Below are 14,434 nucleotides of genomic sequence, written 5' to 3'. Positions count from 1 at the left end.
CTAAATAAAAGTTGTTGACTTACTTCCTCTAATTTTATTGCTAAGCAGGTCGGTTAGACGAAAAGGGAAACTGCTGACGAAGTATCGAAGAACCTATTTTGAAGTACGAAGCTGATTGATATTCTTTTAGACTAAATAAGTATTTTAATTTTTTTAAAATTTTCAACAAAAAAATAGTATCAGTGACTATCGATTTTTAATCTAACCTTTAATCTTATTTCCATTTTATATTACACCCAATACTCGGTTTCTGATTTGGATTCATTGCACGGTTGTAAATAATGCTGTCAATCGCCCCACGTAAATCATTGCCGCTAAGGTGAATGCCATTTCCAGGTCTGCTATCATCGAGTTGTCCGCGATAGACTAATTTGTCTTGGCTATCATATAAAAAAAAGTCAGGAGTGCAGGCAGCATGGTAGGCTTTAGCCACTTCCTGTGTTTCGTCATACAAATAAGGAAATTCAAAATTATTTTCGAATGCAAATTCTTTCATGAGTTCTGGCCCATCCTGCGGATAATTCGCCACATCATTACTCGAAATGGCGATAACACCAAGTCCTTGTACCTGATAGTCATTAGCGATCATAACGACCTCTTCAATCACATGAAGTACAAACGGGCAGTGATTGCAAATGAAAAGGACTAAGGTTCCCTTTTCCCCTTTTAAATTGGCAAAAGAAAAAGATTCTGTTCCAGATTCCATGTTTTTTAGATAAAATTCGGGAGCTTTCGTTCCCAGAGCGGCCATATTGGAGGGGATTCGTGACATTGAGTATTTTGTTTTAAGTTTGAAGTTTAAAGTTAAGAAAAAAGCATTGCTTTTATAGCCAAATGATTATTTTTAGTTTTTATAATTCATTGAAATAAAATCAAAAATCTAAGATGGAGCATAATTTAGCTTGGCAAGAATTTGAAAGAGTGGCTATGCACGTAGGCACTATTGTGGCAGTAAATGATTTTCCGGAGGCCCGAAAACCAGCTTACCAACTCACCATAGATTTTGGAGAAGCTATTGGAATCAGAAAGACCTCGGCACAAATTACTAAACGCTACGCCAATGCTGATTTGCTCCATCGCCAGGTTGTTGCCGTCATAAATTTTCCAAAAAAGCAAATTGGTAAGTTTATGAGCGAATGTCTCGTTCTAGGTGCTGTGGGAGAGGAAGGGGATGTTGTTTTACTGGCCCCCGATTTTAAAATTGAAAACGGACTCCGAATCGGTTAACAAAGACACTCCTTTTTTAACACTATTTTTTAAAATACCTCGCAAACCTCGTACTTCCTTCTTGTAGTAAGATATATCTTTTTTATAATTAATATTTCAATTTTAAAAATGTTAATATGCTATTAATCAATATTTTGAATCATAATTTATCGTAACTTCACTATAGGCTATATAAAATAGTGGCTGATTGGAGTCACTTCTATATATTGGAATAGCGGTTAATGAGCTGGAGTATTACACTTTGCTATCACTGATTATTGACAGTTAAAGGGGACTAGCGCTTTTATATTATTGGAATTTATTTGCGACTATCTTAATAAAGGATGTAAATACTTTAGTAGGATGTAAATATCGGAATCAAAATACAAAGCATTTAAAATTCTAGCTTTGAGAAAGTCAATTCTTGATAACTCAATCGAACGTAATGATGAGGGTGCTATAGATGAACTGATCGAAAAAATTGGGGATGCTAAATATGCACTATCAATTGAGGCCTCACATGGCAGTCGTAAATACTAAAATTGGTGTATGAAAATCAGCAAAAGGATAATAAAAAAATGGATTGTCTTTTATTGCCGTAGAAGGAGATTGGCCAGGATTTTATAAATCAAATTAATTTTTGAAAAATGATCCGGATTCAGAGGAACGGGTTATAGACCTTCTTCATTGTTTCAATAGGTGGCCGACTTAGATTTGGGCCAACTGGGAAACTGTTATTTTGGCGGAATTGCTATAGTTCCCATTGGGGGAAAGTTATTGCTGGACGAGAGTGGGCGCGATGTCATTCAGATGGTGCAGGTTCCTAAAGCGTAAAGTACAGCTGGGAATTGGAATTGCACAAACGCGGGGCTAAAGATAGGATTGTATTTATGACTGAATCAATGGGAGAATAACTTGGAGAGCGGGAATTTGGGCATCGTGCCATAGGCGTTGCGTATCGATCACAATACGAGCATTTTGCCAATTATGTCCCAAGCAAGATTCATTACCGCTATAATACCTTCATTTATATAGAAGAAGCTTTGGCATTATCCCCACTTCAAATAAAGCCCGATGGAAATCAAATTAGGGAAACGTTCCCATTTGGAGTATAAAATAAAAACAAGAATATAAATCTAAAAACTAATTACAATGGAAAAGCAAAAAATGATTGAGGTATTGCAGTTTTGTGCGGCACAATGCACACATTGTCATGATGCATGTCAGTTAGAAAAAGAAATGGACATGAGTACTTGTATGATGCACGATCAGGACTGTGCAGATTTATGTCGTTTAACAGCACAATTATTAGAACGAAAATCAGAGAATGTTGATATTTTTTTAAAAACAACTTTAGTGATGTGCGAAAGGTGTGCCTCTGAGTGTGAAAAGTACGCACAAATGGAGCATTGTCAAAAATGTGCGGAAGCTTGCCGTAAATGTGCAGAAATGTGCCATGAACATGAAATGGCAAATAGAGAGTAACAAAATTTAATTTTGTTAAGGCCGCTCAGCTTCGCTAATAGCAAACCGATCATAAGAAAACCAACATAAACAGGATTAAACTAATTATTATGGCAACATCAGCAATCAAAACCTTAGTTGTAAAAAGTTCGGCTTTTAAGAGTAACGAAATGATTCCTTCACAATATACTTGTAATGGATTGAATATTAACCCAGAATTGACAATAGAAGAACTTCCTACAAACACAAAAAGTCTCGCTATTATTGTGGATGATTCAGATACTCCCTCTGGATGCTATTGCCATTGGCTCGTATGGGATATTCTTCCCGAAAGAATTATACAAGAAGATAGCGTTCCCGGCATCCAAGGGAGAAACTCTATGGGAGAAAATAAATATATAGGTCCTTGCCCTCCAAGTGGGATACATCAGTATCATTTTAAAGTCTATGCCCTGGACAATAAATTGAGTACGTTGCCTCCAAGTACCAATGAAAAAGAATTGATGGCAGCAATGGGACCACATATTATATGCTCAGGAGAACTTTTAGGTTTGTATGAAAAGTAAACTGATGGTAATAAATAAAGAGCTGTCTTTTTATGAAGGCAGCTTTTTTTGGTATTAATGCAAACTAATTACCTTTGTAATGCGCCATACATTATTCTGACGCTTCCACATTATTATAAACTTACTTGCTTTCGAAGGTGTTCCGGCCGGCTCTTGATTGTTGTGGAATTTATGTAACCCTAATTCCACAGCGCCATAATCTTTGATGGAGTACACTTCTACACTTCCTTTTACCAATTCTCTGGTCACTTTGCCACAGATGTTTTTTTCCGTTGCATCAAGAATTGCTTGTTTTGAGGTCGTCAAACCGCCTTTATCATGATAAAACTCTAAACTGTCCCCATAAATGGCGGCCTGTTTATCCATGTCGCAATTGTTGTAGGCATGGAAAAAAGTACTGTCCATACTGATAATTTCATTGTATAATTGTTGATTGTCCACAATATAGCCGTAGTCCTGTAGCCGGGTCGGAATTTGATGCGACGAGCAGGCCGATAGAAAAAGAAGAATACTAACGGAAGAAAAAAAGAAAGGTTTTGTACTTTTCATAACTTCATATTGTTTTTTATTTTATCTATTTTAGTAGCGCCGAATATAGAAAAATAAAGTAATTTTAAACAAATCTAGATGTAGGTAAGTACTGCTATTGCTTCTTTCTAATATGCCAAAAGCTGATTTTCCGCCTTGTCTTAAACCCCAATTTTTCATATAAATTAATGGCAGCAATGTTTTTTTCATATACATGGAAGAAAGCGGATTTATTTTGAGCAATAATGGCATTTGCGGTATGCGCTAACAACTGTTTTGCAGATCCTTTTCCAAGGTAATCTGGATGTGCAATTGCCGTACTGACTTCAATAAAATCATTCATTTGCATTCTTTCACCGGTAGATGCTGCGAGTTGGTTGTCTTTGTAAATACCATAATAGTTCCTAAATGTGGCTGTTTTAGATTTAAAATATTCAGGATAGACTATTTTGACTAATTCCAGAAGATCTTCTCTGTGACTTTCTTCCAGTTTTATAATAGTGTTGATAATTGGAATGTCTATTGATTCACGGATATTCATCTGTAGACAAACCAATTCATTCGCTATTGTCAAAGTACCGGGGATTTCTGGCTTTTCGCCAACAATAAAAAAATCATCTGATAAATTAGAATATTGGGCAATACCTTTAGAACTCTTTCTAGTATTTAGTGCAGCCCCAAACGGACAATACTCAGGATTATAAAATAGAGTGTCATCATAGGCTACTGAATATTCGTTGTGATTTTTTGATAACGAAAACTAAATAGGATTTTCTAATTTGGGACGGCCTTTTTTGCTCATAGTTCTAACTCTCTATTTCTCAATTGGTAAATTTACTTCTTGTCCCCATTCGGTCCAAGATCCATCATAAATTGCTTTAGAGTTATCTGAAACGAGTTCGTAGGCAATCATATTAATACAAGCTGTTACACCAGATCCACAAGTGAAAATCAGTGGTTTTTCCGGTACTGTAAGTATTTCTTTTAATTTTTCTTTGGGTAAAAATTTTCCGTCTTTCAGCAGTTTCGTATAGGGAATGTTTATTGAACCGGGAATGTGTCCGCTTCTCAACCCAGCTCTTGGCTCTTCCGTTTCGGCAAGAAAACGATCGGTAGATCGGGCATCAACAAGCAAAGCTTCTTTAGTCTGTGTGTTTTCTAAAACTTGTTCTTTGGTTTTAAACAACTGCGGTTGGAAATTTGCAGTAAAATCACCTTCTTCATACAATTGTTCTTGTCTTTTTTCAGTGGCATAGCCTTCCTTTATCCACGCAGGCAAGCCGCCATCGAGTACCAAAACATTCTCATGTCCCATGACTTTAAAAAGCCACCACGCTCTTGGGCTCGAATAAATTCCTTTGGCATCATACACCACAATTTTACTGCCGTTGTAAATGCCTATTTTACGACAGGCTGCCGCAAAGGCTTCTGGGCTTGGTACGGTATTGGGCAGCGCACTATTACTATCGCTAAACTTGTTTTTGATGTCAAATGTTCTAGTACCTTTTATTTGGACATCCTCTGTAGGCATTTCCAAAATGGCATCTAGAATAATTAAATCGGGGTCTTGCAGATGCTTATGAAGCCAAGCTACAGATACTATTGGATTTTTCATTGTTTTTATATTTCGCGGGGTTGTGTGTTATTTTTTCGCTTATTCCATTTCCAGATTTCAATCCAAAGTACCGAAACGCCACTCACGCCAAGACAAATTATAATTTGGTACAGTTGTAGAGGAAGTACATCAAAGAAACGGGCAATTGGACTGATGTATACAATCAGGGCCAGGAACAGCAAGGTCAGTGAATTGGCAATGACCATCATGTTGTTTTTATTTTGTAAAGAGGTGAAAACAGAATAATAAAAGGAGCGGTTTACTAAGGACAGAATCACATTAGAAAATACTAAAGTGGTAAATACCATTGTTCGCGTCAATTGTTCGTCACCTCCATTTTCTACGGTCCATTGGTACACAAATAGGATTCCTATGGTAATCCCAATTCCTTGCACGATGCTTATTCCTAATTCTTTGAGCGATAAGAAGCTACTACTTATTGGTCGTGGTGAGTTTTGCATGCTGTTTTTTTCAGCAGGTTCATTTTCATAAACAATCGAACACATCGGTCCCATAACCAGCTCTAAAAAAATGACGTGAACGGGTGTGAAAATATCAGGATAGATCCATCCCAGAAACAAGGGTAACGATACGGCTAATATGATAGGAATATGAATGGAAACAATATAACGTATTGCTTTTTTAAGATTGGAATAGATGCGACGTCCTGCGGCCACCGCGATAATCATTTTTGATAAATCATCATCAACTAAAATAAGATCTGCGGCTTCCTTTGCAATTTCAGTTCCTTTTTTCCCCATGGCGACACCTATATTGGCAGCTTTCAATGCAGGACCGTCATTTACACCATCACCCACCATCGCTACTACTTGCTTGTCTTTTTTTAAGGCATTCACAACGGCTAGTTTAGCTTCTGGAAACATACGGGTCAAAAGAGTTGTGCTGTGAATGGCTTTTAGCATTTCGATTTCATTCAGCTGCATGAACTGTTCTCCTTCTAGTACACTTTCGGTATTTTTAATTCCTGCTTTTTCAGCAATGGCCTTTGTGGTTAAGCTGTTGTCTCCTGTTATGACTTTTACTTGGATAGCCGCTTCATAAAATTTTTGAATGACACTGTTTATGTTTGGTTTAGGAGGGTCGTAAAACACCACTAATCCCACGAAATGGAAAGGTACGTCCTGTTGGTTTTTCGGGTAAGTGGTTTCTGCATAATCAGAATAGCCAACACCAAGTATGCGATATCCCTTTGATGTCAATGTAATTAGCATATCATTAATTTGTTGTTTTTGCTCAGTGTTGAGGTTAGATACCTTTATGATTGTTTCGGGACCGCCTTTAGCCGCAATAATACGTCTGCCTTCTTCGTTTTGGAACACATGCGTCATCATGGGTGGTTTTCCGTCAAGCGGGTATTCATGTACCATGGAAAACTGTCTTCGGGTATCATTTGTTGTTGTTTTCTTATACGCCTTGTGTAACGTTTTTTCCATCGGATCAAAAGGCACAGGTTCGCTCGCCCACATTGCTATTTCAATTACTTTTTTTGCCTCTTCCGTATTCCATTGTTCTTTTTCGTATAATTTGTCGCTGCTAAAAGCGTAAACGGATTGGAGGCTCATTTTGTTTTCTGTCAGCGTTCCCGTTTTGTCCGTACAAATTATCGTGGCACTTCCCAAGCTTTCTACCGTTCTGATTTTTTTGACTATCACGCCTTCCTTCATCAATCGCCATGATCCAAGGGCCATGAAAGTAGTAAACGCAACAGGTATTTCTTCGGGAAGAATAGACATCGCCAGGGTAAGCCCTTTTAATAAACTGGTTAATAGGTTATTTGTTTTCCAAAAATAAACGCCCCAAACCAATAAGAAAACAGCAATGCCCATAATGGCCATCACTTTCACAAATTTTTGAATTTGAACTTGTAACGGAGTAGGTGTTTCTTTGATGTTTTGTAAGGAACTACCTAGTTTACCAACTTCTGTATTCGGGCCAATTTCAGTTACCCGATAAACCGCTAGACCAGAGGCAACAAGTGTACCGCTGAAAACAGATTTCAGCTCCGTTTTTTCTGATTTGAAAACAGCATACGCTTCGCCGGTCAATAGGGATTCATTAACGGAGAAATCGTTGCTATGTACAATTTCTCCATCGGCATTGATTGTATTTCCTTCCTTGGCTATTACTAGATCACCGATTACAATTGCTGCAGTGGGAATTGTTATTGGTTCTCCATTTCGTAAGATTGTGCTCAAAGGCTCGTTTAACTTTTCTAAAGCTTCTATTGCAATCCGACTGCGGTTATCCTGGTAAAAAGAAATTCCGGAGACTACGACTATTGCGGCCAGCATAAAATAAGCTTCGTTATTTTGTCCCATGATAAAATAAATGATCGCTACGGCTATCAATAATAGTAACATAGGCTCTTTGAACAGATCAAAAAGAGCTACCCACCATCTGTGCGTTTGTTTGTGAATTTGTTCGTTCTCACCAAACTTTTTCCTTGAGACTTTAACTTCTGCATCAGTCAAGCCTATCATGTATTCGGGAATATTAATTTTTCTTGGCATAGTTTTGAGAATGAATTCTGCTACTCAAATATAAGATTTTTAGTCTTAATATAAGTAGACTAGGCAATGGTTTGTGAAACAAAAGACCATAATCAGGGTATTGCTACTAAAATTATACTGTTTCATTATTCATAAAAATAAAATAGAAACCAATTAAAATACTAGCAAATGCGGTCACTATAAAAGTGGCATTCGCTCCAAACTGATACCCCATTAGTCCCGCCAAGGAACGGGGCAGCAAGGTGAAAAAGCTTTGAAAGGCGGAATAGCTCCCGATAGCTGTTGCGGTGTCTTTTTCTTTCGAGATAGAACTAATCCAAGCTTTGGTGAGGTCTTTGGTCGCTGCCGCATAGATTCCATAAAGAGCAAAGAGTACTATGAAAACATACTGGTTATGATTGAGCCCCAACCGAAATATACAATAGAGAAAATACCTATTCCAAAAATGAACACTTTCTTTAGCCCAATTTTATCCGCTAAGATTCCTATCGGGAAAGTAAATAAAGCATAAATGAGATTGTAAAAGAGATAAATACCAAAGACCAGTGTATTACTTACTCCGGATTCTTTGGCTTTAAGCAGTAAGAAAACATCGGAGCTATTAAATAAAGTAAACGCTAAAAGTCCGATAACGACTTTTCGATACATGGGAGGTCATACTTTCCCACAGCTCAAAAAGGAGAAGAAGGGAGTTGCTTTTTTATCTGTTGCAATCGTTCTTTTTTTATCTTTTAACAAAAGGCTTGCGGCGTTGCTTCATCAGAAAGCACGGCCTCTATTGCTCCGGTTCGATGCCTTTTCCCAAAATGGTCAATGGTGCGTGCAAAGAAAATCCAAAGTGGAAAAACGATCAACGCCATCATAAGTTTTGAAATGGCGCAAAAAGTATAGCCCAGTTGAACAAATGGGACTCTTTTTCTGTTCACATCTGAACGGTTTCCAAAATAGCCTTTACTCAATCCCGCTGTAGTTTTAGCAACACCTTCAAGAGTACCAGTAAGGACTTGGAGAAGCCAATTGACTTTAAATAAAGGGGTATAATGGGATATAACATTTCACTTGCCGTATCCGTAAACAAGCTTATTAAAGATAAAATCCAGAATTTACGACTGATGTTTTCAAAATAGGATGAATTGGGAGTTATTCATTATAAACATAAATAAAAAGTGCGTAAATTATATGAATTTCAGACTTTTTAAATAATGGATGTACTTGTTTCAAAAAATAGTTTTTCCAAAGCGAATAACGTTATGTTTTTTCAATTTCGTTCGTGTTATTTTTAGAAGTACTTTCTTCAACTCCTTTTGGTCGGTGCACAACCATTTGTGGAAACGGAATTTCTATTCCTTCATTGTCAAAGGCAATTTTTAGTCTTTTCCGTAGTTCTCCGGCTACTTCCCATTGTTTACTTGGTAATGTTTCCCCTAATATTTTTAGCATAATGGCAGAATCTGCAAAATCATTGACGCGTAAAAATTGAGGAGAAAGTATGATGTAATTTTCCCACAAAGGATCGGTAGCCATTTCAGTTCCTACGTTGTTTATCACTCCAATAACGTGTTCCAAATTAGATCCGTATCCCACGCCAACATCTAAGTTTATGCGGGAAAAATCCTTGGAATAATTCGACACTTTTTTTATTTCGCCATGTGGGACATGGTGAACGGTTCCGTCTAAGTCTCTTAAAGTTGTTTTTCTTAAACTGATTTCTTCAACCGTACCGCCTGCATTGTCAAACTTCACAACATCACCAATACGATATTGATTTTCAAGAATAATAAAAAGACCAGAAATAATATCACGGATAAGATATTGACCTCCAAAACCAAATGCTAGGCCCACAATTCCTGCAGCTGCTAATATAGGACCGATTTCTACTGCAAACTCCTGAAGCGCCATCAAACCGGCAATGGTCAGTATTGCAATCCTTGAGGTAGTGGTAAATATTTGGATTAGCGTGTTTTCTCTTTTTTCTTCGGCATCTTTAGACGAAACTCCATCCGGTCTTACGGCAATCCTTACTGCTTTTTCGATAAAAGTCACAATAACCTTGTTGAGAATTAAAGAACCTGTAATGATTAAAACTATTTTAAGGCCGCTTGTTAATAACCAAGGAATAATAAGTTCAGCGTAATTGTCCGTGTATTTCATAAAGATTTCCTGCATGTGTGGTGTAATTTTCAGTTATAAAAAAGTGTTCGTTTATATGTAAAAAGTCCAAAAATCATGTGAATTTTGGACTTTTTGCTTAAGTAAGTAAAGTATTCAATTTAGTACTATAAATTAAATGTCATCAAAATCAATATCTGTAAAAGTAGATATATTTGGCAAATTTTCTTCTGTTGTTGCTTTTTCGGTAACAAATTCTTTTTTAAAATCTTTTCGATGTCTTTCTGAAATTACTTCCTCACCTTTGTGGTTTAAAACATAAGCGGTCATATCTCCAAGGATTTCCGAGAAAGCAGAAAAATCTTCTTTATACAAATATATTTTATGTTTTTTGAAGTGAAACGATCCGTCTTCTTCAGTGAATTTTTTACTCTCAGTGATAGTAATGTAATAATCATCTGCCTTTGTCGCTCTTACATCAAAGAAATAGGTTCTTCTTCCAGCACGTAAAACTTTAGAAAATATCTCTTCTTTTTCTAACATGTCATTTTCTCTCATAATCCTTTCTCTCAATTTATGGTTGTTAAATCGTAATCAAAAATCATAAAAATATCTGTATTAAACAACAATTACTGCAATTCTTTTTCTGAGAGTTGTTTTAAATATAAGGACGCATAATATCCCTCTTGATTTAATAACTGGTTATGAGATCCTTGTTGAATTATTTTACCATCATCTATAATAATAATTTTGTCGGCATTTTTGGCTGAGGAAACTCTATGACTTACAATAATGGTCGTTTTGTCTTTGCAGATTTCGTTTAGATTATTTAATATCTTTTCTTCGGTTTCTGTGTCAACAGCCGATAAACAGTCATCAAAAAGTAAAATAGGTGGGTTTTTAATTATCGCTCTGGCAATGGAGACTCGTTGTTTTTGACCTCCAGAAAGTGTAATTCCGCGTTCGCCCAGAATGGTGTCGTATTGTTTTTTGAATCCCATGATATTGTCATGTACCACCGCACTTTTAGCAGCTGCTTTTACTGCAACATCAGTTGCGTCTTCTTTACCAAACTTAATGTTATTCTTAATAGAATCTGAAAAGAGAAAAGCATCTTGAGGCACGATTCCGATGTTGTTTCGCAAATCGTAAAGGTTTAAGGAACTTATTTCCTGATCGTCAATTGTGATTTTCCCGTCACTCACATCATAAAGACGTGAAATCAAGGCTAAAATTGTAGATTTTCCAGACCCTGTTTTCCCAAGAATTGCTAAGGTTTCTCCTTTTTTCACGGTGAAAGAGATGTCTTTAAGTGCTTTTATATTTGTGTCTTCATACGTGTAGCTCACATTTTGGAATGAAATTGCGCCGTTTATGATTGATTTATTTGGGTTTTTGTTTTTTATTTCCGGTTCGATTTTCAGGAACTCATTCAGTCTTTTTTGCGAAGCTTCTGCTTCTTGTACCATCGATGAAACCCATCCTAATGAGGCTACGGGCCAAGTAAGCATGTTGACATACAAAATAAATTCAGCAATCGTACCGATACTTTTAATCGTACCTTCAATGTACATTAAGCCACCAAAGTAGATTACAACTAAGTTACTGATTCCGATAAGAGCCAACATTAACGGTCCAAATAAGGACTGCACTTTGGCCAAATTCAAACTTTTACTTTTGCTTTCTTTGGCCAAGGACACCATGTTGTTTTGATGTTGGTTTTCTAATGAGTAAGCTTTGATAACGCGTATACCTGAAAATATTTCTTGTGAGAAACTGGATACTTTCGATAAATATTGCTGAAAAATAGTACTTCTCTTATTGATTTCTGAACTCAATTTGAAGATGCCATACGATAAGAGCGGCAAGGGGAGTATGGTATACAATGTCAATCGCGGGGATACATTATACATGTATACAATCACGATGGTAAAACGGATAACTGTATTTATGGAGTACATTACGGCGGGGCCAACGTACATCCTCACTTTTGAAACATCCTCGCTAATGCGATTCATTAAATCACCCGTACGATTCTTTTTATAGAAATTTTGGGTTAAGTTTTCATACTGCCTGAAAACTTCGTTTTTTAAATCAAATTCGATATGACGGGACATGACGATTAAGGTTTGTCTCATCAGGAAAGTCAAAAAACCGGCAATTATGGTAGTTGCAATGATTAATAAGATGTTTGAAATTAACTCATCTCGTATAACAGATGTCGGAATATTCTTGTCGCTGGAAAATGCTTCAATCGCCTTGAACGAACTACTGATCAGTTTAGGCGTGAACAGCATGAAAATTTGAGCGATAATTGTGAATATAATACCTAGTGAAAAACTGTATTTGTATTTGACGAAGTATTTGTTTAAATAAAGTAATTCTTTCATTTTTTTAAGATCTTCTGTATTGAAATCGTTTCTTTTTTATGATAATATTTATTTTTATTTTTTACAAAGTCGTAATTTTATCAAAGGAAATAGTACCATGGGTGCCACTTTAACAACGGGAAAGTAACTCCAGAAAATAGATCCTGTTTTTGGATAATTATCATTTGATGATCACTAACAGCTTGTATTTTTCAGCTGCAAAGATACAGGTTTAAAAGCAATTATTGGTATTCCTATTTCAGTTATGAGATCAGCTTTAGAAGGTCTCCAAATGTATAATTATACCAATGAATGCGAAGTATCGAATGATACACTGCTTGTTGTTTTTTGTGGAATGATCTGTAAAATAGTGATTATGGGTCGAAAATATGCGGGTAAGGTCGCTAGAGTCAGTGATAATTGAGCTCAGAAAACTCTTGATTTCTTGATTAAGGGAGAATCGCAAGGAAAGTACTGCCTGTAAAATTTTAAAGTGAATAGACTCGATAAATAGTTTAGTGTACTATATCCTAAATAAAACGTATGTTTTTTTAAGTAAAATTTTAAAATCTATTTTTGATTCGTGTGCTTCTGGATGGTCAAATTTTCCAGTTGTATCTGCAACACTGACTTTTTTAATGTAAGGTAGCATAAAGGAAACAAAATTAGTAGCAAAACCTTTATTTGGTGTTTTAATTTTATTTTAAAAAAGGAAATGCCTAATTTTGCAGATTAATTTAATAAAAGTTCTTACAAGGTGGTAAATAGAAGACACATTCGCGTTAAAGTCATGCAGTCCATTTATGCGATGCATCAAAACGGCTCTGATAATTTAGAGAAGGAAGAGAAGTTCCTTTTTCACAGTATCGATAATATTCAAGATTTATACCTTACAATGATTTCTTCCTTAATGGAAATAGGTAAACGAGAGGCTGTCTTTTTACATAAATCAAGCTTAAAACATCTCGCTACGCCTGAGGAACGTAAACCCAACGAAAAATTTATTAAAAACAGCATCTTTCAAATTCTTGCTGAAAACAATTCTCTTAGCATCGCTATGGAAACGCGTAAAGTAGATGCGTGGACTTTGAATGATGATTATATTTTGCTGTTACTTAATGCTATAAAAGCAAGCAAGTTCTATATCGATTACATGAGTGAGTCAACAACCTCTTTTGAGGAAGACAGAAATCTTATTGTAGATTTGTTTTTAGAAGTAATCGTACCTAATGAAAAATTGTACGAATTTTTAGAAGACGATAAACTGACTTGGATTGATGATATACCTTTAGTAAACACACATATTGTAAAGCAGTTAAAAGCCATGAAGCCTATCATGGATGATAATTTTACCGTTCCTAAAGTGTACAAGGATAGTGAGGATAAAGTGTTCGTTAAAGATTTGTTTAGAAAAACAATTTTGAACGAGGCAGAGCTGGCAAAAGAGTTTGTTGACAAAACACCAAACTGGGACAGTGATCGAATCGCTGAGGTAGACACTATTATTCTTAAAATGGCTATTTGTGAGTTTTTGAAATTCCCTTCAATTCCCGTAAAAGTGACGCTAAATGAATATTTAGAACTTGCCAAAGAGTATTCTACAACCAAAAAGTAGTATTTTTATCAACGGAATTCTTGATAATTTAGTTAAAGAACTAGAAATCAATAAAAAATTGAATAAAACCGGTCGCGGTTTAATGTAATGCTAATAATAAAAAAAAGATTAAAAAATGATGGAACAATTAACTCAATTTGCACCTTTCTTATTAATGTTTGTGGTGATTTATTTCTTTATGATCAGACCACAACAGAAAAAAGCGAAGAATGAAAAAGAATTTGAAAGCACTCTAAAAGTAGGGGACAAAATCATCACTAAAAGTGGACTTCACGGTAAAGTTTCAGAGCTAGCAGATACTACAGTTGTAATTGAAACAATGTCTGGGAAATTAAAAATGGAGCGTTCTGCAATTTCTATGGAAATGAGCGCTACTGTTGCTAAAAGTGCTGTAATCACAAAAAATAATTTTAGAAAAACAGTATATTTAC

15 protein-coding genes and 1 pseudogene are annotated in these 14,434 nt (G+C 35.9%); 6 read left to right on the top strand and 10 right to left on the bottom strand.

The features are described from left to right. Nucleotides 1-214: 214 nt before the first annotated feature. Nucleotides 215-772 (bottom strand): thioredoxin family protein, encoded by a 558-nt coding sequence (locus A3SG_RS0114705; protein WP_016990770.1) that lies wholly within the window; start codon nt 770-772, stop codon nt 215-217. A 113-nt stretch (nt 773-885) separates the two neighbouring features. On the opposite strand from A3SG_RS0114705, the gene A3SG_RS0114700 reads away from it, so the two are divergent. The 4 genes from A3SG_RS0114700 to A3SG_RS0114685 all read left to right on the top strand — a co-directional run bounded on the left by A3SG_RS0114700 (nt 886) and on the right by A3SG_RS0114685 (nt 3,236). Next, nucleotides 886-1,227 carry a tRNA-binding protein gene (locus A3SG_RS0114700; RefSeq protein WP_016990769.1) on the top strand — a complete coding sequence of 114 codons (342 nt, stop codon included), beginning with the start codon at nt 886-888 and terminating at the stop codon, nt 1,225-1,227. Nucleotides 1,228-1,905: 678 nt separating this feature from the next. Continuing rightward, the gene (locus tag A3SG_RS22755; RefSeq protein ID WP_016990768.1) at nt 1,906-2,040 is read left to right on the top strand and encodes a hypothetical protein; all 135 of its coding nucleotides are present in this window, start codon (nt 1,906-1,908) and stop codon (nt 2,038-2,040) included. 318 nt (nt 2,041-2,358) lie between these two features. Continuing rightward, nucleotides 2,359-2,691 carry a four-helix bundle copper-binding protein gene (locus tag A3SG_RS0114690; protein ID WP_016990767.1) on the top strand — a complete coding sequence of 111 codons (333 nt, stop codon included), beginning with the start codon at nt 2,359-2,361 and terminating at the stop codon, nt 2,689-2,691. Nucleotides 2,692-2,780: 89 nt separating this feature from the next. Further along, on the top strand, nt 2,781-3,236 hold the full coding sequence (locus A3SG_RS0114685) for a YbhB/YbcL family Raf kinase inhibitor-like protein (RefSeq protein WP_016990766.1): 456 nt from the start codon (nt 2,781-2,783) through the stop codon (nt 3,234-3,236). A gap of 54 nt (nt 3,237-3,290) precedes the next feature. Here the strand turns inward: A3SG_RS0114685 and A3SG_RS20035 are convergent, their stop codons facing one another. The 9 genes from A3SG_RS20035 to A3SG_RS0114635 form a co-directional block, all read right to left on the bottom strand. Continuing rightward, on the bottom strand, nt 3,291-3,785 hold the full coding sequence (locus A3SG_RS20035) for a nuclear transport factor 2 family protein (RefSeq protein ID WP_029596836.1): 495 nt from the start codon (nt 3,783-3,785) through the stop codon (nt 3,291-3,293). A gap of 94 nt (nt 3,786-3,879) precedes the next feature. After that, nucleotides 3,880-4,338: a GNAT family N-acetyltransferase gene (locus A3SG_RS20030; RefSeq protein WP_232226395.1), complete on the bottom strand. Its 459-nt coding sequence runs from the start codon at nt 4,336-4,338 to the stop codon at nt 3,880-3,882. A 240-nt stretch (nt 4,339-4,578) separates the two neighbouring features. Beyond that, nucleotides 4,579-5,379, bottom strand: coding sequence for a sulfurtransferase (locus A3SG_RS0114670; protein ID WP_016990762.1), 801 nt, complete (start codon nt 5,377-5,379; stop codon nt 4,579-4,581). Between the two features lie 5 nt (nt 5,380-5,384). Next, nucleotides 5,385-7,910 carry a cation-translocating P-type ATPase gene (locus tag A3SG_RS0114665; protein ID WP_016990761.1) on the bottom strand — a complete coding sequence of 842 codons (2,526 nt, stop codon included), beginning with the start codon at nt 7,908-7,910 and terminating at the stop codon, nt 5,385-5,387. Nucleotides 7,911-8,022: 112 nt separating this feature from the next. Then, entirely contained in the window at nt 8,023-8,328 is a 306-nt protein-coding gene (locus A3SG_RS22455) for an MFS transporter (protein WP_410501000.1), read from the bottom strand. Nucleotides 8,329-8,641: 313 nt separating this feature from the next. Next, nucleotides 8,642-8,869: a hypothetical protein gene (locus A3SG_RS22450; RefSeq protein WP_232226390.1), complete on the bottom strand. Its 228-nt coding sequence runs from the start codon at nt 8,867-8,869 to the stop codon at nt 8,642-8,644. 289 nt (nt 8,870-9,158) lie between these two features. Beyond that, nucleotides 9,159-10,061, bottom strand: a complete 903-nt coding sequence (locus A3SG_RS0114645) for a mechanosensitive ion channel family protein (RefSeq protein WP_232226388.1) — start codon at nt 10,059-10,061, stop codon at nt 9,159-9,161. Nucleotides 10,062-10,193: 132 nt separating this feature from the next. Further along, nucleotides 10,194-10,577, bottom strand: a complete 384-nt coding sequence (locus A3SG_RS0114640) for a PUR family DNA/RNA-binding protein (protein ID WP_016990758.1) — start codon at nt 10,575-10,577, stop codon at nt 10,194-10,196. 71 nt (nt 10,578-10,648) lie between these two features. After that, nucleotides 10,649-12,409, bottom strand: a complete 1,761-nt coding sequence (locus A3SG_RS0114635; protein ID WP_016990757.1) for an ABC transporter ATP-binding protein — start codon at nt 12,407-12,409, stop codon at nt 10,649-10,651. 769 nt (nt 12,410-13,178) lie between these two features. Here A3SG_RS0114635 and nusB point away from each other — a divergent pair. Next, nucleotides 13,179-14,091: pseudogene (nusB, locus tag A3SG_RS20020) on the top strand (transcription antitermination factor NusB). 30 nt (nt 14,092-14,121) lie between these two features. Beyond that, on the top strand, nt 14,122-14,434 hold a 313-nt coding region (yajC, locus tag A3SG_RS20015; protein WP_016990753.1), incomplete at its 3' end, for a preprotein translocase subunit YajC.

The organism is Flavobacterium sp. ACAM 123, assembly GCF_000264055.1.
In the GTDB taxonomy this organism is placed as follows: Bacteria; Bacteroidota; Bacteroidia; order Flavobacteriales; family Flavobacteriaceae; genus Flavobacterium.
The sequence above is the reverse complement of the archived record's forward strand: the minus strand, read 5'-3'. Positions and strand labels throughout refer to the sequence as shown.